At 69.2% G+C, this 24,073-nt stretch carries 19 protein-coding genes; 13 read left to right on the top strand and 6 right to left on the bottom strand.

Annotated features, from left to right (window positions below; all coding sequences use genetic code 11):
- Positions 1 to 30 precede the first annotated feature (30 nt).
- The 5 genes from C9J49_RS06335 to C9J49_RS06315 are packed head-to-tail and all read left to right on the top strand — an operon-like array spanning position 31 to position 5,394.
- Positions 31 to 1,029 carry an NADP-dependent oxidoreductase gene (locus tag C9J49_RS06335; protein WP_107181508.1) on the top strand — a complete coding sequence of 333 codons (999 nt, stop codon included), beginning with the start codon at positions 31 to 33 and terminating at the stop codon, positions 1,027 to 1,029.
- Complete coding sequence (locus C9J49_RS06330; RefSeq protein ID WP_046078001.1) at positions 1,026 to 1,634, top strand: NTP transferase domain-containing protein; 609 nt, start codon at positions 1,026 to 1,028, stop codon at positions 1,632 to 1,634. The genes C9J49_RS06335 and C9J49_RS06330 overlap by 4 nt, the downstream gene beginning before the upstream one ends.
- A 51-nt stretch (positions 1,635 to 1,685) precedes the next feature.
- Positions 1,686 to 2,156 (top strand): (2Fe-2S)-binding protein, encoded by a 471-nt coding sequence (locus tag C9J49_RS06325; RefSeq protein ID WP_035595611.1) that lies wholly within the window; start codon positions 1,686 to 1,688, stop codon positions 2,154 to 2,156.
- A complete protein-coding gene (locus C9J49_RS06320; protein WP_107181509.1) occupies positions 2,156 to 4,420 on the top strand; it encodes a xanthine dehydrogenase family protein molybdopterin-binding subunit in 2,265 nt (754 codons plus the stop codon). Before C9J49_RS06325 ends, C9J49_RS06320 begins: the two co-directional genes overlap by 1 nt.
- 2 nt (positions 4,421 to 4,422) lie before the next feature.
- Positions 4,423 to 5,394 (top strand): XdhC family protein, encoded by a 972-nt coding sequence (locus C9J49_RS06315; protein WP_107181510.1) that lies wholly within the window; start codon positions 4,423 to 4,425, stop codon positions 5,392 to 5,394.
- A gap of 98 nt (positions 5,395 to 5,492) precedes the next feature.
- On the opposite strand, the gene C9J49_RS06310 is transcribed toward C9J49_RS06315, so the two are convergent.
- The 4 genes from C9J49_RS06310 to C9J49_RS06295 all read right to left on the bottom strand — a co-directional run bounded on the left by C9J49_RS06310 (position 5,493) and on the right by C9J49_RS06295 (position 9,300).
- Positions 5,493 to 5,771 (bottom strand): hypothetical protein, encoded by a 279-nt coding sequence (locus tag C9J49_RS06310; RefSeq protein WP_107181511.1) that lies wholly within the window; start codon positions 5,769 to 5,771, stop codon positions 5,493 to 5,495.
- A gap of 66 nt (positions 5,772 to 5,837) precedes the next feature.
- Positions 5,838 to 6,116, bottom strand: a complete 279-nt coding sequence (locus tag C9J49_RS06305) for a hypothetical protein (RefSeq protein ID WP_107181512.1) — start codon at positions 6,114 to 6,116, stop codon at positions 5,838 to 5,840.
- A gap of 246 nt (positions 6,117 to 6,362) precedes the next feature.
- Positions 6,363 to 7,220 (bottom strand): class I SAM-dependent methyltransferase, encoded by an 858-nt coding sequence (locus C9J49_RS06300; protein ID WP_220084851.1) that lies wholly within the window; start codon positions 7,218 to 7,220, stop codon positions 6,363 to 6,365.
- Between the two features lie 283 nt (positions 7,221 to 7,503).
- The gene (locus tag C9J49_RS06295) at positions 7,504 to 9,300 is read right to left on the bottom strand and encodes an NAD(P)/FAD-dependent oxidoreductase (RefSeq protein ID WP_107181514.1); all 1,797 of its coding nucleotides are present in this window, start codon (positions 9,298 to 9,300) and stop codon (positions 7,504 to 7,506) included.
- A 374-nt stretch (positions 9,301 to 9,674) separates the two neighbouring features.
- Here C9J49_RS06295 and C9J49_RS06290 point away from each other — a divergent pair, with 374 nt between their 5' ends.
- From C9J49_RS06290 to C9J49_RS17440, 7 genes are all read left to right on the top strand, one after another.
- Positions 9,675 to 11,636 carry a sigma-54-dependent Fis family transcriptional regulator gene (locus C9J49_RS06290; protein ID WP_082090807.1) on the top strand — a complete coding sequence of 654 codons (1,962 nt, stop codon included), beginning with the start codon at positions 9,675 to 9,677 and terminating at the stop codon, positions 11,634 to 11,636.
- A 304-nt stretch (positions 11,637 to 11,940) separates the two neighbouring features.
- Complete coding sequence (locus C9J49_RS06285; RefSeq protein ID WP_046077994.1) at positions 11,941 to 13,110, top strand: isovaleryl-CoA dehydrogenase; 1,170 nt, start codon at positions 11,941 to 11,943, stop codon at positions 13,108 to 13,110.
- A 102-nt stretch (positions 13,111 to 13,212) separates the two neighbouring features.
- Positions 13,213 to 14,820 carry a carboxyl transferase domain-containing protein gene (locus tag C9J49_RS06280; protein WP_046077993.1) on the top strand — a complete coding sequence of 536 codons (1,608 nt, stop codon included), beginning with the start codon at positions 13,213 to 13,215 and terminating at the stop codon, positions 14,818 to 14,820.
- 104 nt (positions 14,821 to 14,924) lie between these two features.
- Positions 14,925 to 15,749 carry an enoyl-CoA hydratase-related protein gene (locus tag C9J49_RS06275; RefSeq protein ID WP_046077992.1) on the top strand — a complete coding sequence of 275 codons (825 nt, stop codon included), beginning with the start codon at positions 14,925 to 14,927 and terminating at the stop codon, positions 15,747 to 15,749.
- Positions 15,746 to 17,821, top strand: a complete 2,076-nt coding sequence (locus C9J49_RS06270; protein WP_107181516.1) for an acetyl/propionyl/methylcrotonyl-CoA carboxylase subunit alpha — start codon at positions 15,746 to 15,748, stop codon at positions 17,819 to 17,821. Before C9J49_RS06275 ends, C9J49_RS06270 begins: the two co-directional genes overlap by 4 nt.
- A 3-nt stretch (positions 17,822 to 17,824) precedes the next feature.
- Positions 17,825 to 18,724: a hydroxymethylglutaryl-CoA lyase gene (locus C9J49_RS06265; RefSeq protein WP_107181517.1), complete on the top strand. Its 900-nt coding sequence runs from the start codon at positions 17,825 to 17,827 to the stop codon at positions 18,722 to 18,724.
- 43 nt (positions 18,725 to 18,767) lie between these two features.
- Entirely contained in the window at positions 18,768 to 18,953 is a 186-nt protein-coding gene (locus C9J49_RS17440) for a hypothetical protein (protein WP_375700485.1), read from the top strand.
- 20 nt (positions 18,954 to 18,973) lie between these two features.
- On the opposite strand, the gene C9J49_RS06255 is transcribed toward C9J49_RS17440, so the two are convergent.
- Positions 18,974 to 21,457, bottom strand: coding sequence for a YbcC family protein (locus tag C9J49_RS06255; protein ID WP_107181518.1), 2,484 nt, complete (start codon positions 21,455 to 21,457; stop codon positions 18,974 to 18,976).
- Positions 21,454 to 23,034, bottom strand: coding sequence for an NADH-quinone oxidoreductase subunit L (locus C9J49_RS06250; protein WP_107181519.1), 1,581 nt, complete (start codon positions 23,032 to 23,034; stop codon positions 21,454 to 21,456). The genes C9J49_RS06255 and C9J49_RS06250 overlap by 4 nt, the downstream gene beginning before the upstream one ends.
- Before the next feature lie 100 nt (positions 23,035 to 23,134).
- Between C9J49_RS06250 and C9J49_RS06245 the strand changes: the two genes are divergently transcribed.
- On the top strand, positions 23,135 to 24,034 hold the full coding sequence (locus tag C9J49_RS06245) for a LysR family transcriptional regulator (RefSeq protein WP_035595638.1): 900 nt from the start codon (positions 23,135 to 23,137) through the stop codon (positions 24,032 to 24,034).
- Positions 24,035 to 24,073: the final 39 nt, after the last annotated feature.

Below are 24,073 nucleotides of genomic sequence, written 5' to 3'. Positions count from 1 at the left end.
TCTCGCCATCCCCCACCAGGAGAGCACGACATGCAGTCACGCTACTTCACCATCCACGCCCACCCCGAAGGCACGCCGGAACGCGATCTCTTCGAGCTGGAAACCGCCGAACTGCCGGCGCTGGCCGAGGGCGAGGTCCGGGTGCGAAACACCTGGCTCTCGGTGGATCCTTACATGCGAGGACGCATGACCGGCGTGACCACCTATATCGCGCCTTTCACGCTGGGGGCGCCGCTGGAAGGCGCCGCCATCGGCGAGGTGATCGAGTCACGCGCCGAAGCCTTTCCCACAGGCACCAAGGTCCGCCACATGGGCGGCTGGCGCGACGTCGCCCAGCTGCCCGCCGAGGGGCTCGAACGCCTACCCGCCTTCGACGTGCCGGAACAGGCCTACCTGGGCGTGCTGGGCATGCCCGGCATGACCGCCTGGGCCGGCCTGAACCGCATCGCCGAGATGAACGAAGGCGACAACGTGTTGGTCAGCGGCGCCGCCGGCGCGGTGGGCTCGCTGGCCGTGCAGCTGGCCAAGGCCAGGGGCGGCACCGTGGTCGGCATCGCCGGCTCCCAAGACAAGCTCGACTGGCTCGAGGCTCACGGTGTCAAGGCGGTCAGCTACAAGGGCCGCGACGCCGCCCAGCTCACCGCGGCGCTCAACGAGGCCTGCCCCGAGGGCTTCGACGTCTACTACGAGAACGTCGGCGGCGTATGCCTCGAGGCAGCGTTGAACACGCTGCGCGTCGGCGCGCGCATCGCGGTGTGCGGGCTGATCACCGGCTACAACGAGGCCACACCGAGCCACGGCCCCAGCAACCTGGCGATGGTGCTGATTCGTCGTGCGCGCATGGAAGGCTTCATCGTCTTCGACCACTGGGCCCATTACCCGACGTTCCTCGAGGAAGTCGGCCCCCAGATGGTCACCGGACGGCTCGACCACGAGGAAACCGTGGAAGACGGCCTGGAGCGCACCCCGGATGCCTTCCTCAAGCTGTTCGAGGGCGCCAACCGCGGCAAGATGCTGGTTAGGCTGTGAGACCTGAGCCGGTGGCGGTGATCCTGGCCGCCGGCGCTTCCCGGCGCTTCGGTGCCACGGACAAGCGTCTGGCCCGACTGCCCTCGGGCCGGACGCTGCTGGCCGCCACGCTCGCCACGGCGTCGGTGGTCTTTCCGCGTCTGTGGGTGGTGCTGCGCGAGGACGACGACCCCGTCGCCCTCGGCCTGGCGCCCGACACGCCGATCCTGCGCGCTCACCGTGCCGCGGACGGCCTCGGCGCCAGCCTGGCCGACGCCTTCGCCGCGCTGTGCTCCGACCCGAGCCTGTCCCGGGCGCCCGCCGCCGCGGTGCTGCTCGGCGACATGCCAAACATCGCCCCCGCGACGCTCGTGTCACTGAGCGATCGGGCCGCGACCGGGCACATCGTCCGCCCCCGGCACGCCGGCCGACCGGGCCATCCGGTGCTGTTCGGCCGCGACGTCTGGGCAGAGCTTGCCGCCCTCGACGGCGACGAGGGCGCACGGCGCGTCATCGCCCACCATCGCGACTGCAGCCATGAGATCGGGGTCGACGATCCCGGCATCCATCTCGATATCGACGCGCCCGACGATCTCACCGCCCTGTGGCGCGAGGACCGTGTCTAGACTGACCGGACGCAGACGCGCCAACCAAGAACGACAAGAGGAGAACGACCCGTGACGACCCTCACCATCAACGGGCAGACCCACGAGGTGGATGCCCCGGCCGACATGCCCCTGCTGTGGGCGATTCGCGATCTCGTCGGCTTCACCGGCACCAAGTACGGCTGCGGTCGCGGCCTGTGCGGCGCCTGCACCGTTCATCTGGACGGCCAGGCCACCCGCAGCTGCATCACCCCGATTGCCGCGGTGGGCGATCGCGAGATCACCACCATCGAGGCCATCGGCGACGACCCGGCCGGGGCCAGCGTGCAGCAGGCCTGGCGCGAGCTCGACGTGGTCCAGTGCGGCTACTGCCAGTCCGGCCAGATCATGTCGGCGACCGCCCTGCTGCAGGGCAACCCCGCGCCGGACGACAGTGCCATCGACGGCGCCATGAGTGGCAACATCTGCCGCTGCGCCACCTATGCCCGCATTCGTGCCGCCATCCACGAGGCCGCGGCCTCCCTCGGCCAGGAGGTGTCCTGATGCACGTCTTGAAGCAGCAAGCACAGTCCCGCGCCGCGGCCGCCCTGTCGACGGTCAACGTCAGCCGCCGCGGCTTCATGAAGGGCGCCTCCGGGCTCGCCCTGGGGCTCTACATCGCCCCGCTGCTGGGCCGTAACGGCCAGGCCCGGGCCGCCGGCCAAACGGGAGAGCAGGGCGAGTTCGCGCCCAACGCCTTCGTGCGCGTGACGCCGGAAGGCGAAGTGGTGGTGATCGCCAAGCACATCGAGATGGGTCAGGGCACCTACACCGGGCTCGCCACCCTGGTCGCCGAGGAGCTCGACGCCGACTGGGCTTCGGTGCGCGTCGAGGGCGCCCCGGCCGATACCCAGCGCTACCAGAACCTCGCCTTCGGCATCCAGGGCACCGGCGGCAGCACCTCCATCGCCAACTCCTTCGAGCAGATGCGACAGGCCGGCGCCAAGGCCCGGGCCATGCTGGTGGGCGCCGCCGCCGAGCAACTCGAGGTCTCGCCGGGCAGCCTCAGCGTCAACCAGAGCAAGGTCATCCACGAGGCCTCCAGGCGCGAGCTCGGCTTCGGCGAGCTGGCCGAGGCCGCCGCCGACCAGCCGGTGCCCGACGAGGTCACGCTGAAGTCGCCCGAGCAGTTCACGCTGATCGGCAAGCAGCGGCTGATGCGCCAGGACAGCCCGGCCAAGACCGACGGCAGCGCCCGCTTCACCCAGGACGTCCAGCTCGACGGCATGCTGATCGCCGTGCCGGCGCATCCGCCGCGCTTCGGCAGCCGGCTGACCGGCGTCGACGACGCCGAGGCGCTCAAGGTGCCGGGCGTGGTGGCCAGCGTACGCTTCCCCTCCCCGACCCGCGACGGCGACCTGATCGCGGTGCTGGCCACCAACACCTGGGCCGCCATCAAGGGCCGCGACGCCCTGACCCTCGAATGGGACGACAGCCAGGCGTTCACCATGGGCAGCGAGGCGCTCGAGGCCGACTACCGCGAGCGTGCCAGCCAACCCGGCGACACGGTCACCGACCGAGGCGACGCCAGCGCGGCACTCAACGAGGCCGACCAGGTCATCGAGGCCGACTACGTGGTGCCCTACCTGGCCCACGCCGCCATGGAGCCGCTCAACTGCGTGGTCGATCTCAAGGACGATCACGTCAATATCCTCAACGGCGAGCAGTGGCAGACCCTCGATCAGCAACAGGTCGCCAAGCTGCTCGATCTGCCCCCGGAACAGGTACGCATCCAGCAGCTGTTCGCCGGCGGCAGCTTCGGCCGCCGCGCCAACCCGGTCAGCGACTACGTGCTGGAGGCGGTGGCGATCGCCCTGGCCGCCCGTGACCAGGGCCAGGCCGTGCCGATCAAGATGGTCTGGACCCGCGAGGACGACACCCGCGGCGGCCACTATCGCCCCTTCAACTATCACCGCGCCCGCCTCGCCCTGGACGCCGACGGCAACCTGACCGCCTGGCACCAGCGCCTGGTCGGCCAGTCGATCATGACCGGCACGCCGATGGAATCGATGATGGTCAAGGACGGCATCGACCCCACCTCGGTGGAGGGCGTCGCCGAACTGGCCTACGGCGTGCCCTCGCTCAACGTCGAGCTGCACACGCCGAGCGATATCGGCGTGCCGGTGCAGTGGTGGCGCTCCGTGGGCCACACTCACACCGGCTTCTCCACCGAGAGCCTGATCGACGAGGCCGCCGTGGCGGCCGGCCAGGACCCTTACCGGTACCGCCGCGAGCGGCTCCATGAGCGCCCGCGCTGGCAGGGCGTGCTCGACCTGGCGGCCGAGAAGGCCGGCTGGTCGACGCCGCTGGAAGGCGGCGCCGAGGGCGTGAAGCGTGGCCGCGGCATCGCCGTCCACGAGTCCTTCGCCAGCTACGTCGCCCAGGTCGCCGAGGTCTCGGTCGACGCCGACGGCCAGCTCAAGGTCGACCGGGTGGTGTGCGCGGTGGACTGCGGGCTGGCGATCAACCCGGACATGGTCCGCGCCCAGATGGAAGGCGGCATCGGCTTCGCCCTGGCGGCGGCGCTGCACAGCGAGCTGACCCTCGACGACGGCCAGGTGCAGCAGTCGAACTTCCATGACTTCCAGGTGCTGCGCCTGAACGAGATGCCCGAGATCGAGGTGCATAGCGTGCCGTCCGCCGAGGCGCCGACCGGCGTCGGCGAGCCCGGCGTGCCGCCGCTGGCACCGGCCGTGACCAACGCCATCTTCGCCGCCACCGGCCAGCGCATTCGTCGGCTGCCGATCGCCAACCAGCTGAAGGGCTGACCATGCGCGCACTGGATGTGGACGTGGTCGAGGCCGCGCGGCGCTGGCACGCCGAGGGTCATGACCTGTGGTGGTGCACGGTGCTCTCGACCTTCGGCTCAGCGCCGCGCGAACCGGGCGCCCTGCTGGTCGCCCGGGCCGACGGCCGCCATGTGGGCTCGCTGTCCGGCGGCTGCGTGGAGGAGGATTTCCTGGAACGGCTCGCGGCGGGCGACTTCCGCGCGCCGGCCCAGGTCATCGCCTACGGCAACGGCCCCGACGCGCTGCACGGCAGCCGGGTGAGCCTGCCCTGCGAGGGGCGGCTCGAGGTGCTGATCGAGCACTGGCCGGCCGGCGCCGCGTCGGTGGCGGTGGCCGACGAGCTCGAGGCCTACGGCGAGGCGCTGCAGGGCGGCCAGCTGCTGGAGCGCCGCGTGGCCCTCGACGGCGGCGAGAGCCACTGGCAGCTGGCGGCGGCCATGGGGCCGGGCGTGACGCGCGAGGCAGAAGCGGTAAGCATCCACGTCGGCCCCGCCGCGCGGCTGCTGGTCGCCGGCCTCTCGCCGGTCAGCCAGTTCTGCGTACAGTTCGGCCTGGCGCTGGGCTTCGAGGTGGTGGTGTGCGATCCGCGCCCCGAGGCCTGGGAAGGCATCGAGCTCGGCGATACCCAAGGCCACCGCGAGCTGCCGAGCGAGTTCCTGCGCCGCGAGGGGGCGCACCGCATGACGGCGGTGGTCGCCGTCACCCACGACCCGCGTCTGGACGACCTGACCATGCTCGAGGCCGTGCGCGGTGACGCCTTCTACATCGGCGTCATGGGCTCCCGGCGCACCTCGGAGAAGCGTGCCGAGCGTCTCAGGCGCAGCGGCGGCATCGACGAGGCGGCCCTCGAACGCATTCACATGCCGATCGGCCTGGATCTCGGCAGCAAGACGCCGGCCGAGATCGCCCTGGCGACGGTGAGCGACATCGTGCGGGTAATGCGCGGGAAGTGACGGGCATTAAGTCCAACGAGCGCTCATCAACGAACGAGGCCCCGCTTGGCGGGGCCTTGTTCGTTCCGGCAAGAAGCCAGCGTGGCGGCGAGCACCTATCAGCTGGTGGCTTCCCGGGCCAGCGACAGAGCGTCGCCGGAAACATCGATGTGAGTCTCGGCGCTGTGGCTCAGCAGGCTGGCGCGAGCCTCCTTCATGGCCCAGCTGTCGCCATCGGCCTGGTCGACATCGACCTGCACATTCGAGGCCTGATGACTCGGCGCCGAGAGCGGCTGCTGGTTGAGTTGCAGGGCACGCTCGGAGGCGTTGTCGTGAGCCTGGGCGGCCAGCGGCAGGGCAGCGATCAGCAGAGCGGAAAGGGTCAGTTTGGTGTTCATGAAGCATCTCCTTCGAAAGGCAATGAATGTTGGATAACGGAGCGAACTCGGTCGCCTGGCGTCGTGTTAGCCAGTCGCCTGCTTGGCCAGGGTCAGCGGATCGCCGGAAACATCGATGTGAGTCTCGTCGCTGTGGCTCGGCAGGCTGGCGCGAGCCTCCTTCATGGCCCTGCTGTCGCCATTGGCCTGGTCGACATCGACCTGCACGTTCGAGGCCTGATGACTCGGCGCCGAGAGCGGCTGCTGGTTGAGTTGCAGGGCACGCTCGGAGGCGTTGTCGTGAGCCTGGGCGGCCAGCGGCAGTGCGGCGATCAGCAGGGCGGAAAGGGTCAGTTTGGTGTTCATGATGGGCCTCCTTCGGGCGCGGGATGAGGTGAAAGTTGGCGTGTCTCGATGACTTGTTAGAAAGCTTACAGTTCAATATTTACGAACAAAAGCGACTTAAATCGAAATATATTTTCGATTTAATAGAATGAAATAACGAGTGGCAGGTGCCGGCCCAGCGGGTCACATGAACGCAGAGAGGCACGGGCGGTTACCCGTGCCTCTCTGGGTGGTGAACGGCGACGCGCCACCGCGCCATCGGAAGGTTCAGCCGTGGGACTTGCGGGCGACGATCGTCCAGGAACTCGACCCCATCACGATCCTGCCGCCCTGCTCGAAGGGCGTCAGCGCCTTGCGCAGCGCCGCCTCGATGTCGGGACGCTGCCGCTCGGCCTCCTCGCCGGCCTCGCGGAACACCTCTCCCGCCGGACCCAGCGCCAGCTGGAAACGCACCGCCTCCTCCACCGAGTCGCCCACCTCGACCGGGCCGTCGTTGCGGCCGAAACCGATGTCGGTAAAGCCGGCGATCTCGAGCTGCTGGCGGACCGTGTCGGGATCGGCCATCGAGAAGGGCCCGGGGCCACAGCTGCGCGCGTTGTCACCGGGAGGCGGCAGGAAGTCGAGCACCACCTCCTTCGGCAGCCCCAACCAGGGATTGTCGGCGATATCGCGCCAGACGATGAACACCAGCTCCCCGCCGGGCTTCAGGGCCTGGAAGACGTTGCGCATGGCGGGGACCGGATGCTCGAAGAACATCATGCCGAAGCGCGAGAAGCACAGGTCGAAGTGCGCGGCGAAGGCGTAGTGCTCGACGTCGGCGGCCTCGAAGCGCACGTTGCGAACACCGGCTCCCTCGGCGCGACGCCGTGCGTCCTCGAGAAAGGCGTCGACGCAGTCGATGCCCAGCACCTCGCCCTCGGGGCCGGTCATTCGCGCAAGCTGAATGGCGGTATCGCCCCAGCCGCAACCCACGTCGAGAATGCGCGAGCCGGGGGACAGCTCCAGCTCCTCGAGGGCCACCCGGCTGTGGTAGCTGAGGCCATTCATCAGGATGTGCTGGTAGCGGTTGAACTTGTCGGCCAGCGTATCGTTCCAGAAGGCGACGTAGTCGCTGGGCGAGGACATTCCGGCCGACGGCGGGGATGGGGAGGATGAGGAGGGAAAAGCGGAAGGAGTGCTCATGACGGTCTCCCTTGGCGTGCCGGGTGGCACGTCCGAAGAACAGGAACCGCATGTCGGCAGGAGACCGTCCCTATCGCCCCTGTCGGCATCGCGGGGCTCGTTCTCTTAGTTCTAGCAGGTGCGCGTTATATGAGCAGGCTCGGCGGTCGGCCCCGAGGCGAACGCCCGGTGACACACGCAAGCGCCCTCCCGGAATCGGGAGGACGCGGAGACCGTGCGCCGACGTTCAGCTCAGGTGATGAACCTCCTGCAGGCCATAGACGGGCGTGGGGATGCCCTCAAGCCGGGCCTTGAGCTGCAGTGCCAGGTACTGGGAGTAGTGGCGGGACTGGTGCAGGTTGCCGCCGTGGAACCACAGCGCCTGCTGCTGGGTCGGCTTCCACATGTTGCGCAGTTCGCCCTCCCAGGGGCCCGGATCCTTGGGCGTGTCGGAGCCCATGCCCCAGCACTTGCCGACCTTGTCGGCGACGTCCTGGGAGATGATCCGCGCCGCCCAGCCGTTCATCGAGCCGTAGCCGGTGGCGTAGACGATCAGGTCCGCGGGCAGCTCCGAGCCGTCGGTCAGGGTCACCGAGTGCGGGTTGATGCGCTCGATGCTCACACCGCTGCGCAGCTTGATGTCGCCGTTGGCCACCAGATCACAGGCGCCCACGTCGATGTAGTAGCCGGAGCCGCGACGCAGATACTTCAGGAACAGGCCGGAGTCGTCGGCGCCGAAGTCGAGCAGGAAGCCGGCCGCCTCGAGCCGGCGATAGAAGTCGGCGTCGCGCTCGCGGATGACGTCGAAGGCAGCGCGCTGGAAGTCCGGCAGCACCTTGTAGGGGATCGAGGCGAAGATCAGGTCGGCCTTGTGATGATCGATGCCGTTCTGCAGCGCCTGCTCGGAGTAGAGCGGCCCCAGCGCCTCCTCCATCAGCGAGTCGGACTTCACCACGTGGGTGGAGGAGCGCTGCAGCATGGTCACGTCGGCGTCGTGCTCCCACAGCGCCGCACAGATGTCATGGGCGGAGTTGTTGGAGCCCACCACCACGACCTTCTTGCCGCGATAGGCATCCGGCCCCGGGTGCTGGCTGGAATGCTGCTGCTCGCCCTCGAAGGTCTCGGCACCGGGGAACTGCGGCACGTTGGGCATGCCGGACATGCCGGTGGCCAGCACCAGCTGCTTCGGCCGCAGGGTCACCCGCTCGCCGTCGCGATTGACCTCGACCACCCACTCGCCGCTGGCCTCGTCGAAGCGCGCGCTCTCGCACTCGGTGGAACTCCAGTAGTTGAGCTCCATCACCTTGGTGTACATCTCCAGCCAGTCGCCGACCTTGTCCTTGGGCGCGAACACCGGCCAGTTGTCCGGGAAGGGAATGTAGGGCATGTGGTCGTACCACACCGGGTCGTGCAGGCACAGCGACTTGTAGCGGTTGCGCCAGGAATCCCCCGCCCGCGGATTCTTCTCGATCACGATGGTCGGCACGTTCATCTGCCGCAGGCGCGCCGCCAGGCCGATACCGCCCTGGCCGCCGCCGATGATCACGCAGTAGGGCTGACGCTGGTAGCCGAGCTCGGCCTCCTCGCGCTGGCGGGCCTCCAGCCAGGTCTCGCGCTGCTTGTTGGCACCGTGTTCGGCACCCTTGGGACGCTTGAGGCCGCTGGGCTCGGGAAAGTCCTTGAGTTCGCGCATGGCGGTCAGCAGCGTCCAGCAGCGGCCGTCCTTCAGGCGCAGCAGGCCCTTGCCCCGTGCCTCGGCGGTCTCGAAGGTGAACCAGGCCTCGACGACGCCAGCGGCCTCACCGGCCTCGCCGTCCAGCTGCCAGTTCGAGGGCGCGATGCGATCCAGCGTCGCGTCGAGCATCGACTGGATCTCGTCCGGGCCTTCCAGCGTCTTGAGGTTCCAGGTGAAGGCGATCAGGTCGCGCCAGTAGCATTCCTCGCCGAACAGCGAGAGGACTCGCGCGATATCGCGTTGCGTCAGGGCGGCATCGAAGTCGTCGAGCCATTGCCGGGCGATCTGAGTGGGCGTGCGTGCGGTCATGGCGTATCTCCGCTTGTTATTGGTGATGTGTGATCGTTATCGGGTCACGCCCCCAGTCACTGGCAGCATTCGTGCCAGATCGTCGGGCATCGACAACAAACCACTGATAAAGAAGATAAAACCTCAACCATCACGCGCCGGATCGATAGGCCAGTGCACGGCGCGATGTCACAGCTGTACCCCGTACGCCGTGACAGCCCGCGTTACACCTGTCACCCCCGACCAAGGGCGAAGTCCGTGCCGATTGACGCCCGCGCGCAGCGGCATAGGCTGAACAGAGCGCACACCAACATCACAAGAGCCGCCATCAGGCGGCCCGAGCGGAGGCAGCCTTGGCTCTGCAACCCGAGAAACGCCAGCACATCCGGACCCTGATGCGGCTGGGCGAAGGCCGCGACGCCTGCCCTGCCGAACACCGCGACGTCATTCGCCGCTCCTGGCAGCGCTGCCTGGGCGAGTATCGGCTCGATCCCTGCCACCCGCGGCCGGTGCGCGTGCTCACCCAGCAGGCGCTGCGCGATCACCAGGAATCGGTCGACGAACTGCTGCACGTGGCCCGCGCCGGGGTCGATCGCCTCTACGGCCAGGTCGCCCGGCTCGGCTACGCGCTGTTGCTCACCGACCAGCGCGGCATCACCGTGGCCTTTCGCGGCCAGTCCGAGCAGGACCGGGCCCTGCGCCGCGCCGGGCTCTACCTGGGCGCCGACTGGAACGAACGCCACGCCGGCACCTGCGCGGTGGGCACCTGCCTGCATGACGGCCAGGCCATCACCTGCCACCAGGGCGAGCACTTCGACGCCACCCACATCGACCTGACCTGCACGGCGGCGCCGATCACCGATCCCCAGGGGCGGGTGATGGCGGTACTGGACATCTCCGCGCTGCAGTCGCCGCGCTCCCACGAGAGCCAGACCTTCGCCCTGTCGCTGGTCAACCTGCACGCGCGGATGATCGAGGACGCCTACTTCCTGCACCGCTACCGGGACAGCCTGATCCTGCGCTTCGACAGCGCCCGGGAATTCGTGCATCTCAACGGCCGCGGGCTGATCGCCATCGAGGAGGACGGCAGCCTGATCGCCGCCAATCACGAAGGCCGCGCCCTGATCGACGCCCACCTGCGCCGCTGGCCGCCCTGGTCGGCGGCCTGCCTGCCCGGCGCCACCCAGCTGTTCGACGCCGAGCTCGGCGACCTCTTGGGCATTCCGGCCGCGGGCGAGGACCAGATCCGCGCGTTTCGCGCCCGGGCCAACGACGCGACCTGCTTCGTTACCCTGCTCGAGCCGCGCGGCCGCCCGCGGAAGGCCACCACCACGGCGGCCCCGCGCGATGCCTCGGTGCCGGCGCTGGATCGACTCGCCGGCGATGACCCGGCGATGCACCGCCTGCTCAAGCTGGCCCGGCGGCTGCGGAACGAGACCGTGAGCGTGCTGATTCACGGCGAGACGGGCACCGGCAAGGAGGTGCTGGCCCGCGCCCTGCACGACAGCGGCCCACGGGCCCAGGCCCCCTTCGTGGCGGTGAACTGCGCGGCCATTCCCGAAGCGCTGATCGAGAGCGAGCTGTTCGGCTATCTGCCCGGCGCCTTCACCGGCGGGCGGCCCAAGGGCATGCGCGGGCTGATCCAGCAGGCCGACGGCGGCACCCTGTTCCTCGACGAGATCGGCGACATGCCGCTGACGCTGCAGACCCGCCTGCTGCGCGTGCTGGCCGAGCGCGAGGTGATGCCGCTGGGCGCCGAGACGCCGGTGAAGGTCGACATCCGCGTGGTCACCGCCACCCACCGCGACGTGACCGAGCTGATCCGAGCCGGCGACTTCCGCGAGGACCTCTACTACCGCCTCAACGGCGCCGAGCTGCACCTGCCCGCGCTGCGCGAACGCGCCGACCGGCACTACGTGATCCGCCGCGTCCACGACGAGCTCCAGGCCGAACGCGGCCAGTCGCATCACCTGCGCGCCGACGCCATGAGCGCGCTGCTGGCCCACGACTGGCCGGGCAATATCCGCCAGCTCAGAAACGCGCTGGCCTTCGCCATGGCCACCGCGGAAGGCGACGAGATCACCCTTCACGACCTGCCCGAGACCTGCCACGGCGCCGCCGGGCCCACCACCCTCACGGCACCGGCGTCGCTTGGCTCGGCACCCGGTTCGGCCTCTCCTTCAACGTCGGCCGGCGCCCCACCCTCGGCAGACGGCCAGGCGCTGCTCGAGCTGCTCAGGCGCTCGGCCTGGAACATCAGCCAGGTCGCCCGCCAGCTCGGCGTCTCACGCCCCACCGTCTACCGCCGCATGCGTCGCCACGGCCTGGTGGCGCCGAATCACCAGCCCGTCTCGTAAGGCACCAGGGCGACGGCGGCCGCCCTGCTTCTGCCGCCTCCTGCTTGCGCGCCCCTCTCACTCTTCACTCTCACGCTGATCTCTTCCTGATGCCGTCCGGCTTCTATGCTCAAGACACGGCTCTTCACGATCACGGCTCTTCACGATCACGGCTCTTCACTATCGCAATCCTGCACGATCACGACCTTGGTCTAGGCCTCAAAGACTGCACTTTACGTTAACGTCAACCAACCCTAGGCTGGACCACAACAGCCGAGCACTCGAACGCTCCCGGACCGACCAACAACGAACGGAGATCGCCGCCATGCACGCCCCCTACACGCCCCTCGACTTCGGCCTCGACGACGAGCTCAACATGCTGCGCGATCACGTCAACGCCTTCGCCCGCGACGAGATCGCCCCGCGCGCCGCCGAGATCGACGCGAACAACGCATTTCCCGCCGACCTGTGGCGGAAGTTCGGCGACATGGGCCTGCTCGGCATCACCGTGCCCGAGGAGGACGGCGGCGCCGGCATGGGCTATCTCGCCCACTGCATCGCCATGGAGGAGATTTCCCGCGCCAGCGCCTCGGTGGGGCTCTCCTTTGGCGCCCACTCCAACCTGTGCGTGAACCAGCTCAAGCTCAACGGCAATGCCGAGCAGAAGGCGAAGTACCTGCCGAAGCTGATCAGCGGCGAGCACGTGGGGGCGCTGGCCATGTCCGAGCCGGGCGCCGGCTCCGACGTGGTCTCCATGAAGCTGCGCGCCCGCCAGGAGGGCGACCGCTTCATCCTCGACGGCAACAAGATGTGGATCACCAACGGCCCCGACGCCGACGTGCTGGTGGTCTACGCCAAGACCGATCCCGACGCCGGCTCCAAGGGCATCACCGCCTTCATCATCGAGAAGGACATGCCCGGCTTCTCCACCGCCCAGAAGCTCGACAAGCTCGGCATGCGCGGCTCCAACACCTGCGAGCTGGTGTTCCAGGGCTGCGAGGTGCCGGCCGAGAACGTGCTCGGCGAGGTCAACAAGGGCGCGCGGGTGCTGATGAGCGGGCTCGACTTCGAGCGCACCGTGCTGGCCGCCGGCCCCATCGGCATCATGCAGGCCGCCATGGACGTGGTGGTGCCCTATATCCACGAGCGCAAGCAGTTCGACCAGGCCATCGGCGAGTTCCAGCTGGTGCAGGGCAAGGTGGCCGACATGCTCACCACCCTGAACGCCTGCCGCGCCTACCTCTACGCCGTGGCCGGCGCCTGCGACCGCGGCCACACCTCGCGCAAGGACGCCGCCGGCGTGATCCTCTACTGCGCCGAGAAGGCCACCCAGGTGGCGCTGGACGCCATCCAGCTGCTCGGCGGCAACGGCTACATCAACGAATACCCCACCGGGCGGCTGCTGCGCGACGCCAAGCTCTACGAGATCGGTGCCGGCACCAGCGAGATTCGCCGCATGTTGATCGGCCGCGAAGTCTTCAACGAGTCAAAATAAGCCAGAAGCGGGAAGCTTGAAGCTGGAAGGACTGCCACTTCTCTCTCGGGGTTTCTTCCAGCTTCCGGCTTCGAGCTTTCCGCTTTTATCCCGGAGGAATAAATGAGCGTTCTTACGACCCAGATCAATCCGCGCAGCGAGGGCTTCCAGGCCAACGACGCGGCGATGCGCGCCGAGGTCGGCAAGCTGCGCGAGCTGACCGCCGCCATCGCCCAGGGCGGCGGCGAGAAAGCGCGAAAGCGCCACGAGTCGCGCGGCAAGCTGTTCGTGCGCGATCGCATCGACCACCTGCTCGACGAGGGCTCGCCGTTCCTCGAGCTCTCGGCGCTGGCCGCTCACGAGGTCTACGACGACCCGGTCCCCGCCGCTGGCGTGGTCACCGGCATCGGCCGCGTCTCGGGCGTGGAGTGCGTGATCGTCGCCAACGACGCCACGGTCAAGGGCGGCACCTACTTCCCGCTGTCGGTGAAGAAGCACCTGCGCGCCCAGGAGGTCGCCCGCAAGCACCGCCTGCCGTGTCTCTACCTGGTGGACTCCGGCGGCGCCTTCCTGCCGCGCCAGGACGAGGTGTTCCCCGACCGCGACCACTTCGGCCGCATCTTCTACAACCAGGCCACGCTGTCCGCCGAGGGCATCCCGCAGATCGCCGTGGTGATGGGCTCCTGCACCGCCGGCGGCGCCTATGTGCCGGCCATGGCCGACGAGTCGATCATCGTCCGCGATCAGGGCACCATCTTCCTCGGCGGCCCGCCGCTGGTGAAGGCCGCCACCGGCGAGTCGATCAGCGCCGAGGACCTGGGCGGCGCCGACGTGCACGCCCGCATCAGCGGCGTGGCGGACCACTATGCCGAGAACGACGCCCACGCCCTGCAGCTGGCCCGGCGCTGCGTGGCCCGGCTCAACTGGCAGAAGCGCGGTCAATTGGCCATGCAGGCCTCGAAGCCGCCGCGCCTCAACCCCGAGGAGCTCTACGGCATCGTCGGCACCGACCTGAAGAAGCCCTTCGACGCCCGCGAGGTGATCGCGCGGCTGGTCGACGACTCGGCCTTCGACGAGTTCAAGCGCGACTACGGAGACACCCTGGTCACCGGCTTCGCGCACCTGCACGGCCACCCGGTGGGCATCGTCGCCAACAACGGCGTGCTGTTCTCGGAAAGCGCGCTCAAGGGCGCGCACTTCATCGAGCTCTGCGCCCAGCGCAAGATCCCGCTGATCTTCCTGCAGAACATCACCGGTTTCATGGTCGGCTCGAAGTACGAGCACGAGGGCATCGCCAAGCACGGCGCCAAGCTGGTCACCGCCGTGGCCTGCGCCAGGGTGCCCAAGTTCACCGTGCTGATCGGCGGCAGCTTCGGCGCCGGCAACTACGGCATGTGCGGCCGCGCCTATGAGCCCAACCTGCTGTTCATGTGGCCCAACGCGCGCATCTCGGTGATGGGCGGCGAGCAGGCCGCCGGCGTGCTGGCCCAGGTCAAACGAGAGCAGTTCGAGCGCGACGGCAGCGAGTGGAGCGCCGACGACGAGGCCGCCTTCAAGCAGCCGATCCGCGACCAGTACGAGCACCAGGGCCATCCCACCTACGCCAGCGCCCGGCTGTGGGACGACGGCGTCATCGATCCGGCCCAGACCCGCGACGTGCTGGGTCTGTCGCTGGCCGCCGCCATGAACGCCGAGGTCGAGGAGACCCGGTTCGGCGTGTTCAGGATGTAGGCGCTTCGCGCCGGCGACGAGCCACGGGCGGCGGGCCACGAGCTGTCCCGAAGCCCGAAGCCCGAAGCCCGAAGCCCGAAGCCCGAAGCAAGCAGGGTACCGATATGACGACACAGACATATTCAAGACTCGAGATCGACGACCGCGGCGTGGCCCGGCTGACGCTCGACCGCCCCGAGGTCCACAACGCCTTCGACGATCACCTGATCGGCGAGCTCAACGACCACCTGCGCCGCGCCGGCGAGCTCGCCCACCGCGGCGAGGTGCGCCTGCTGGTGCTGGCCTCGAAAGGCAAGAACTTCTCCGCCGGCGCCGATCTGCACTGGATGAAGCGCATGGCCGACTACGACTTCGAGGACAACCTGGTCGACGCCCGCGAGCTCTCGGCGCTGATGCACGGCCTCGACACCCTGCCCTGCCCGACCGTGTGCCGCGTGCAGGGCGCGGCCTTCGGCGGCGCCGTCGGCCTGGCCGCCTGCTGCGACATCGTCGTCGCCTCCGAGAAGGCCCGCTTCTGCCTCTCCGAGGTCCGGATCGGCCTGTCGCCGGCGGTGATCAGCCCCTACGTGCAACGTGCGCTCGGCGAGCGGCAGCTGCGCCGCTACGCCCTGACCGCCGAGGTCATCGACGCGACCACCGCCCAGAAGCTCGACCTGGCCCACTGCGTGGTCGAGCCCGACGCCCTGGACGCCGCCGTCGATGCCATGATCGACACCCTGCTGGCCACCTCGCCCCAGGCCAGCCGCGCCACCAAGGCGCTGCTGGCCGAGGTCGCCCGCGACCCCGACAGTAACGCCACCCGCGACCACACCTGCCGCATCATCAGCGAGCTGCGGGTGAGCCACGAGGGCCAGGAAGGGCTCTCGAGCTTCTTCGACAAACGCCGCCCCGCCTGGGCCCCGGATTCCGACACGGAGCGCCATTCATGAGCCCCACGCCCCCTTCCGCCCCGCGCTTCGACACCCTGCTGGTCGCCAACCGCGGCGAGATCGCCTGCCGCGTGATGCGCACCGCCCGCCGCATGGGCCTGCGCACGGTGGCGGTCTACTCCGACGCCGACGCCAACGCCCGCCACGTGCGCGAGGCCGACGAGGCCGTGCGCCTGGGCCCGGCCGCCGCCCGCGAGAGCTACCTGAACGTGGAGGGGGTGGTCGAGGCCGCCCGGCGCACCGGCGCCGGCGCCATCCACCCCGGCTACGGTTTCCTGTCCGAGAACGGCGCCTTCGTCGAGGCCCTGGAAGCCGCCGGCATCGTCTTCGTCGGCCCGCCTGCCCCGGCCATCGCCGCCATGGGCGACAAGTCCGCCGCCAAGGCACGCATGCAGGACGCCGGCGTGCCCCTGGTGCCCGGTTACCACGGCGAGGGCCAGGACGACGTCCTGCTGCGGGACGAGGCCGAACGCATCGGCTATCCGGTGCTGCTCAAGGCCAGCGCCGGCGGCGGCGGCAAGGGCATGCGCGTGGTCGAGAGCGACGGCGAATTCCAGACCGCCCTGGACGGCTGCCGCCGCGAGTCGAAGGCCGCCTTCAATGATGACCGCATGCTGATCGAGAAGTACCTGGTGCAGCCGCGCCACGTAGAGGTCCAGGTGTTCTGCGACCGCCACGGCAACGGGGTCTACCTGTTCGAGCGCGACTGCAGCGTGCAGCGCCGCCACCAGAAGGTGCTCGAGGAGGCGCCCGCGCCGGGCATGACCGAAGCGCTGCGCCGCGAGATGGGCGAGGCCGCCGTGCGCGCCGCCCGCGAGATCGGCTACGTGGGCGCCGGCACCGTCGAATTCCTGCTGGACTCTTCACAAGGTCAGGATAGCGCGTTCTACTTCATGGAGATGAACACCCGCCTGCAGGTGGAGCATCCGGTCACCGAGATGATCACCGGCCAGGACCTGGTCGAGTGGCAGCTGCGCGTGGCCATGGGCGAGCGGCTGCCGCTGGCCCAGGACGAGCTGACCATCACCGGCCACAGCTTCGAGGCGCGCCTCTATGCCGAGGACCCGGCACAGGACTTCCTGCCCGCCACCGGCACCCTGGGCCGCTTCGCCCTGGACCTCGCCGGCGCCGGCCTCGAGGCCGACAAGGTGCGGCTCGATAGCGGCGTGGAGAGCGGCGATGCCGTGTCGATGCACTACGACCCCATGCTCGCCAAGCTGATCGTCCACGGCGACGACCGCGCCCAGGCGCTGGCCACCCTCAACCGCGCGCTGGCGGCGCTGGACGTGCGCGGCGTGGTCACCAACCGCGCCTTCCTCCAGCGGCTGGCCGGCCATCCGGCCTTCCGCGCCGCCGAGCTCGACACCCGCTTCATCGAGCGCCACGAGGCCACGCTGTTCGCCGAGCGCGAGACCGCGCCGGAGGAATACGCCGCCGCGGCGCTGATCGGCCTGCATCAGCTGGCCCGGGAGTGCGAGAGCGACTCGCCCTGGGACCGACACGACGGCTTCCGCCTCAACGCGGCGCACACTATCCGCATCGCCCTGTGCGCGCCCGAGCATGCGGCGGACGAGGACGACGCCGAGAGCGTGACGGTGGTCGAGGGCCGGCGCGAGCGCGAATCCGCCCCCTGGCAGCTGAGCCTGAACGGCCAGAAGTTCGAGGCCAGCCTCGAGCCGCTGGAAGGCGACGCCGTGGCGGTGACCATCGACGGCCATCGCCGCCGGCTCCAGGCGCGCCTCGTGGGCGAAGGTGGGGAGCGCAATGTCGTGGTGATGGTCGACCCGATGCGCGAGACCCGCCTTTATTGGCGGCGTATCGACGCCATCGACCACGGCCAGCGCGAGGCCGAGTCCACCCTCACCGCGCCCATGCACGGCACCGTGGTGGCGCTGCTGGCCGAGGCCGGCGCCCGGGTGGAGAAAGGCATGCCGCTGATGGTGATGGAGGCCATGAAAATGGAGCACACCCTGGCCGCCCCCGCCGACGGCCACGTGGAACGCTTCCACTTCGCCGCCGGCGACACCGTCGGCCAGGGCGACGTGCTGCTGGAATTCGCGCCGGAGGAGTAACCCATGACATTCCCCACTCACGTTCGCCTGGTCGAGGTCGGCCCCCGCGACGGGCTGCAGAACGAGCCCGAGGCGATCGACACCGGCACCAAGCTGGCCCTGATCGACCGCCTGGGCGCGGCGGGCCTCACTCACATCGAGGCGGCGAGCTTCGTCTCCCCCAAGTGGGTGCCGCAGATGGCCGACCACCGCGAGGTGATGCACGGCCTGCGCCGCCACGAGGGCGTGACCTACTCCGCCCTCACGCCCAATCTCAAGGGCCTGGAAGCCGCGCTGGAATGCGGCGTCGACGAGGTCGCGGTATTCGGCGCCGCCTCCGAGGCCTTCTCGCGGAAGAACATCAACTGCTCGGTGGCGGAATCGCTCGAGCGCTTCGCCCCGGTGCTGGAGCGCGCCCGCGAAGCCAACGTCCGCGTACGCGGCTACGTCTCCTGCGTGCTCGGCTGCCCCTACGAGGGCGAGATCGCCCCCGCCAGGGTGGCCGAGGTCGCCAGGGCGCTGCATGAGATGGGCTGCTACGAGGTCTCGCTGGGCGACACCATCGGCACCGGCACCCCGCTCAAGGCCAAACGCATGCTCGAAGCCGTGACCAGAGACGTGCCGATGGAGCGGCTCGGCGCCCACTTCCATGACACCTACGGCCAGGCGCTGGCCAACCTCTATGCCGTGCTCGAGGAAGGCATCGCGGTAATCGACAGCTCGGTGGCCGGGCTCGGCGGCTGCCCGTATGCCAAAGGAGCCTCGGGCAACGTGGCCAGCGAGGACGTGGTCTACCTGCTCGACGGCCTCGGCATCGCACACGGCGTCGACCTGGAGAAGCTCGCCGCCGCCGGCAGCTGGATCACCCGCGCCATCGGCCGGCCCAATCGCTCGAAGGCCGGCGTGGCATTGAGCAGCCGCTAGGCGGCTGCCCTCTTTCCATAGCCACCAAGGCGCCTCGGGCAACGTGGCCAGCGAGGACGTGGTCTATCTGCTCGACGGCCTCGGCATCGCGCACGGCGTCGACCTGGAGAAGCTCGCCGTCAGCCCGCGCCAGAACGCAGAAGCCCCGAACCGGCTGACCGGCTCGGGGCTTTATTCTGGCGCAGGCCTCACCACGATCCGGCACCGGGACGCCGACGAACGCGGGTAGCGCTTCGGCGCGCGAGCCCGCTAGGACTCGCGCCACTCCCCCTTCCGGTATGCCAGGATCTCGCCGCTCCGGTCATCCAGCGAGAACAGGTGGAGCCAGCCGTTATTCACCAGCGACCCGAGCATCGCGTGACGCTCGACGATCGAGGCGATGGCCTCCGGAGGCGCCGCGAGGTAGGCGCTCAGACGCAAAGGCTCGTGGCGCCAGCGCTCGCCGTCGTGCAGCGACTGCAGTGGCAGGCCGATGCGCAGGTCGCCGCCGTTGCCCTCGAAGACGCCGATGTGCCCGCCGACCACGTTGTGCAGTACCTTGTTGCCGCTGCCGAACTTGCGATTGTCGGTGACGGAGGCGTTGTACTGCATGTTGATCCAGTGGGCGACCACCATGGGCGCGGTCATGATCAGCTCCAGCCGCGAGAAGTCGCTATCCGAGCGCCAGTCGTAGTCGTGCAGGAAGCTGCGCCCGCCGAGGTCGAGCGGCGCGGTGAGCCGCCGCGGCGCGGCGATGAAGCTGGCGTTGTTGGCCAGGCCCCACTCCGGGCGCGTCTGCGACCAGTCGGCGCTGCGGCGATCGAGGGTCTTCTCGAGCTCCGGTGCATCGGCCGACAGGCCGAGCCTCGGCGCACGCTCGCGCCGGGCCTGGGCGCCGGCCCGTTCGAGCCAGGCACGCTCCTCCTCGCTCAGCGCGAAGGCATCCGTCTCCCCTTCCGGCAGCTCGATGCGATCGGTGATGGTGTGATGCAGCGCCGGCACGAAGCGGGTCGTCTCCGGGATCACGAGGCCGCCCTCGGCCAGCGTCTCGCGCAGCGCGGGATCGTTGAGCAGCCTTGCCAGGGCTCTCACCGAGACCTCCCCCGACTGCCCGCCGCAGGCCCCGCACTCGAGCCCCGCGGCATGCGGGTTGTTGCTGCTGTGGCTGCCGTGCCCCACCAGCAGCACCCGAGGAGCGAGGTGCTCGGTGAGCCCCATGGCCCCCAGCACAGTCCGCGCGAGCGCCGCCTTGTCGGCCAGGGTCAACGCCTCGCCGCTGTCGCGCCAGTGCCAGCCGAGCGCGTCCATGGCCAGCGGCTCGCGCTTGGCCTTGGCCTCGAGCGAGCGGCGCAGCAGCTTGCCGGCATAGAGCAGGCCGCCCGCTTCCACCGCGGTGAAGCTGGCACTCGCCGTGCGGCTCCATTCCTGCAGGCGCGCCTTCCAGTTCAGCCGCTTCGCCGAACGAGCCTCGCCCTCGCAGGAACCGCTCCTGAGAGTCACCCGGGGCGCCAGCAGACCCGGCAGATGGGGCTGGGCCAGCGCGGTGCCATCCTGCTGGTGTTCCAGGGGCAGGCCGAAGAAGCCGGCAAAGCCCAGGGTCTGGATGGCCGGGCTCTGGCTTTCCAGCGCGCGGCGCAGCGGCTCGGAGCGCACGTCGATGCAGAACACCGCCTGCAGACGAGGCTCGCTCGGCGACGGGGCCGAGGCACGCACCGCCCCGCCCAGGGCACGGTGGAGCGGCTGCTGGTAGGCCAGCTCGCCGGCGAGCTGCCACACCCACAGGGGCCGCTGGGCGCGCCGATGGCGCTCGACCCGCTGCGGCATCTCCACCAGTTCCGCGTGCCAAAGACGGGTCAGGCGGTCGCCCTGATCGGGATGCTCCGCCCGGATGTAACGCCACAGCGCCAGCTCCCACGCCAGGCGCATCGCCAGCAGGCTGCGCATGTCCGAGGCGGGCCCCGCACTCTCTTCCTCCGGCGTGGCCAGCGCCTGCTGCCAGTCCTGGTAGGCGACCCAGGCGGCCCAGCCGTTGATGTCGAGCAGCAGCGCCTGGGCGTAGCTCTCGAGACGTTCGGCGTCCACCTCCAGCTCGGCGACGGCGGCCTGAAAGAGCCCGTCCTCGGTGTCCGGCAGGGTCTTGAAGTAGCGCCGCAGCATCGGCTCGCCCATCAGGATGGCGATGCCGCGATCCTTCAGAGTCATCTCCCGCCAGTGCTGATAGAGCCGCTTGCCGCGGGGCGCCTGCAGACGCTCGGCGTTGAGCGGCCCATCCTCCTGGAAGTAGGCGGCACAGAACTGGCTGATCTGCTGGGTGATCTCGTCACGCCAGGCCATCTTGTGCTGGCGGTCGCGACGGGCATCGATCAGGTCGCTGATGTTGTGCCAGTGGGGCAGCCGGCCGAGTTCCTCGACGACGTCCAGCAGGTTGCGGTAGCCGCCACGGTAGTCGAGCCGCTCGGCCGCTTCCTCCAGGTGTTCCGACGTGATCTCGCCACGTTGCCAGGCACCCAGGTAATGGCTCGGCGGCATCAGGCAGTGGACGTTGCCCAGCGCCGAGAGCCGCGCCGACACGGTCGCGGCGTCCTCACCGCGCTGGGTCCAGTAGGGGCTCACCGCGATCAGCCGATCCAGCGGCCAGCTCGGGGCGATGCGTGCGCAGGCGCGATCCAGCGCCGCGTCCTGTTCGTCGGTCAGCGGCGCGACGTCGTTGGCGTCGGCCGGGCGCGCGATCCGGGGATGTTCGAGACTCGTCATTGGGCACTCCCGCGAAAGGCTGTGTGCAGCTGCTTGGCCCTGATCCGGCCGGGCAGGTCGTGGGGCCAGAGCCTGAGGGTGTTCCGGGTGACCCACTCGTCCAGGTAGAAACCGGCATAGCAGTAGCGGTTGAGCGTCTGCGACGCCGGGTAGTGAAGCCCATGGCGCTTCAGCCAGTAGCCCGCGAAGAGCAGCACGAACAGCACACTCACCCACAGGTCGCCCCAGAGCGAGACGCGGTGGCCGGTCTCGGGCAGGAAGGCGGCGAACAGCGTCTTGAGCCCGACGTAGGCGAGCACCACCAGCGCGGCCAGGCCGACAAAACCGACGACGGAGCCCGCGGTACGCTCGCTGTTGCGCTCGGCCAGCAGCACGGTCAGGGCGAGGGCGAGCAGCACCCAGGGGCTGTTGGCGTCGAAGGCCGCCGCCTCGGTCAGGCGGCGGGCCAGCGCCACCACCGCCGCCACCAGCGACACGCTGATCAGGCCGGCCACCAGCCACTGGCTTGGCGTGGGGCTGCGCCCGGGGGCCTGGCGGCGCAGCAGATCCTGTTCGACCGCCTCGCCCGAACTCAGGAAGGCGTAGGCCTTGTAGCAGGAGTGCGCCAGCAGGTGCAGCATCGCCAGCTCCGTCAGCCCCAGGGCGATCTCGACCAGCATCAGGCCCATCTGGGCACTGGTGGACCAGGCCAGGCGCACCTTGATGCTGACGCGGGTCATCATGACCAGCGCCGCCAGCACGCTGCCGAGGCCGGCCACCGTCAGGACCAGCGCCTGGGCCGGGGCCGACCGCAGCAGCAGCGGCGAGAACAGCAGCAGCAGGTAACCGCCGAGGTTGATCACGCCGCCGTGCAGCGTGGCCGACACCGGCGTGGGCGCCTCGACCACCTGAATCAGCCAGCCGTGCAGCGGCAGCTGGGCGCACTTGATCAGCGCCGCCAGCGCGAGCAGGCAGGCGGCCGCCTGTTCGCCCAGGGTCAGGGCGCCGTCGGCCGAGGCATAGTCGCTCACGATGACGCTGATCCGCCCGGTGTCATGGTGCAGGTAGAGCAACAGGAAGGCCGTCATGGCACAGAGCTCGGCGGCGCGGGCGAAGAGGAACTTCTTGTGCGCCGCCAGCGCCGCGCGGGGGCGGTCGGGATAGAACATCAGCAGCTGATGCATCGCCAGGCTGATGCCCAGCCAGGCGAACAGGAACGCGAGGAGATGGTCACTGAGCACCGCCACACTCACCGCGGCAAACACCGCCTGAACGAGCGCGACGAAGCGCCTCTGGCGCGGCTCGCCCTGCAGGTAGGTGGCGCTGTAGCGCACCACCACGAAGGCGATGAAGTTGGCCAGCAGCAGCATGACCAGCTGCAACATGCCGCTATGCCACCAGCCGGCCACCGCCGGAAGCCCCGATGCCAGCCCCAGCACCAGCAACGATGCCGACAGCAGCAGGCCGATCGTGGTCGTGATCCGGCCGATGCGCCAGGCACGCCCGCGGGGCCCGCGGGCGCTCGTCACTGCCCCCAGCGCCAGGATGGCCGGCACCAGGGTGAGCAGGAAGGTGAAGAACAGCGCATTTCCGTGCATGGAAGGCCTCCGATGATCCATGGAGCGAGCAGTATCCGGCGAGCTACTTTTTAATTAAAATAGATATTTATTGATCTATCGTTCTATAAAAAAGAACCCAATGAGCCGACTCAACTACCATCACCTCTACTACTTCTGGCGCGTTGCCCGCGAAGGCAAGCTCACGCGGGTGGCGGAAACGCTGCACCTGTCGCAGAGCGCCCTCTCGGCACAGATCCGCAAGCTGGAAGACAGGATGGGCAAGCCGCTCTTCGAGCGACGCCACCGCGCCCTGGTGCTGACCGAGGCAGGGCGACGGGTGTTCAACTATGCCGAGGTGATCTTCACCAAGGGCGAGGAGCTGGAGTCGCTGATCAGCCGCGGTATCGAGCCGGAGTATCAGCGCCTGCGCATCGGCACGCTCTCCACCATGTCGCGCAACTTCATCGAGGGCTTCATCGCTCCCCTGCTCAACCAGAGCGGCCAGCGCGTCCACTTCAGCCTGCACGCCCGCGACATGGCCAACCTGCTCGATGGCCTGGCCCGCCACGAGCTCGACGTGGTGCTCACCAATACCCAGATGCCGCCATCCGATTCCCCGGACGCCTCCTGGCAGAGCCAGCTGCTGGCCCGGCAGCCGCTGTCAATCATCGGCCCGCCCGACTCGACGCCCGGCCGGCCCTTCCCCGAAGGCTTCGACGACATGCGCTGGGTGCTCCCCGGCGAGCATCACGAGATTCGTCGTGCCTTCGATGGCCACTGCAGCCTGTACCAATATCGGCCGAAAATCCTCGCCGAGGCCGACGACATGGCCATGTTGCGCCTGCTGGCCCGGGACAGCGGCGCGCTGAGCGTGATGCCCGAGGTGGTGGTCAAGGACGAGCTACAGCAAGGGCGACTGACCCGCCTGGAGCAGCTGCCCAACGTCTACGAGAACTTCTATGCCATCACCCTGCCCCGGGAGTTCATGCCGGGCATCGTCTCGGAGCTGCTGGCACGGCCTTTGAAGGACATGGCCTAGGTTTTGTCCGAAAAGTCGGATTTGCTAATGTGCTCCATG

The sequence above is a fragment of the Halomonas sp. SL1 genome (assembly GCF_003030865.2).
GTDB lineage: Bacteria > Pseudomonadota > Gammaproteobacteria > Pseudomonadales > Halomonadaceae > Halomonas > Halomonas halophila.
This window is presented reverse-complemented; position numbering and strand designations above follow the sequence as displayed.

Bases quoted from the DNA above. Each gene is read 5' to 3' on its own strand.
- C9J49_RS06300 (WP_220084851.1), bottom strand. From the start codon at position 7,220: ATGTCCTCGCCCAGCGACTACGTCGCCTTCTGGAACGATACGCTGGCC.
- C9J49_RS06245 (WP_035595638.1), top strand. From the start codon at position 23,135: ATGAGCCGACTCAACTACCATCACCTCTACTACTTCTGGCGCGTTGCC.
- C9J49_RS06265 (WP_107181517.1), top strand. From the start codon at position 17,825: ATGACATTCCCCACTCACGTTCGCCTGGTCGAGGTCGGCCCCCGCGAC.
- C9J49_RS06315 (WP_107181510.1), top strand. From the start codon at position 4,423: ATGCGCGCACTGGATGTGGACGTGGTCGAGGCCGCGCGGCGCTGGCAC.
- C9J49_RS06305 (WP_107181512.1), bottom strand. From the start codon at position 6,116: ATGAACACCAAACTGACCCTTTCCGCCCTGCTGATCGCCGCACTGCCG.
- C9J49_RS06270 (WP_107181516.1), top strand. From the start codon at position 15,746: ATGAGCCCCACGCCCCCTTCCGCCCCGCGCTTCGACACCCTGCTGGTC.
- C9J49_RS06285 (WP_046077994.1), top strand. From the start codon at position 11,941: ATGCACGCCCCCTACACGCCCCTCGACTTCGGCCTCGACGACGAGCTC.
- C9J49_RS06290 (WP_082090807.1), top strand. From the start codon at position 9,675: ATGCGGCTGGGCGAAGGCCGCGACGCCTGCCCTGCCGAACACCGCGAC.
- C9J49_RS06255 (WP_107181518.1), bottom strand. From the start codon at position 21,457: ATGACGAGTCTCGAACATCCCCGGATCGCGCGCCCGGCCGACGCCAAC.
- C9J49_RS06280 (WP_046077993.1), top strand. From the start codon at position 13,213: ATGAGCGTTCTTACGACCCAGATCAATCCGCGCAGCGAGGGCTTCCAG.
- C9J49_RS06320 (WP_107181509.1), top strand. From the start codon at position 2,156: ATGCACGTCTTGAAGCAGCAAGCACAGTCCCGCGCCGCGGCCGCCCTG.
- C9J49_RS06275 (WP_046077992.1), top strand. From the start codon at position 14,925: ATGACGACACAGACATATTCAAGACTCGAGATCGACGACCGCGGCGTG.
- C9J49_RS06335 (WP_107181508.1), top strand. From the start codon at position 31: ATGCAGTCACGCTACTTCACCATCCACGCCCACCCCGAAGGCACGCCG.
- C9J49_RS06250 (WP_107181519.1), bottom strand. From the start codon at position 23,034: ATGCACGGAAATGCGCTGTTCTTCACCTTCCTGCTCACCCTGGTGCCG.
- C9J49_RS06310 (WP_107181511.1), bottom strand. From the start codon at position 5,771: ATGAACACCAAACTGACCCTTTCCGCTCTGCTGATCGCTGCCCTGCCG.
- C9J49_RS06295 (WP_107181514.1), bottom strand. From the start codon at position 9,300: ATGACCGCACGCACGCCCACTCAGATCGCCCGGCAATGGCTCGACGAC.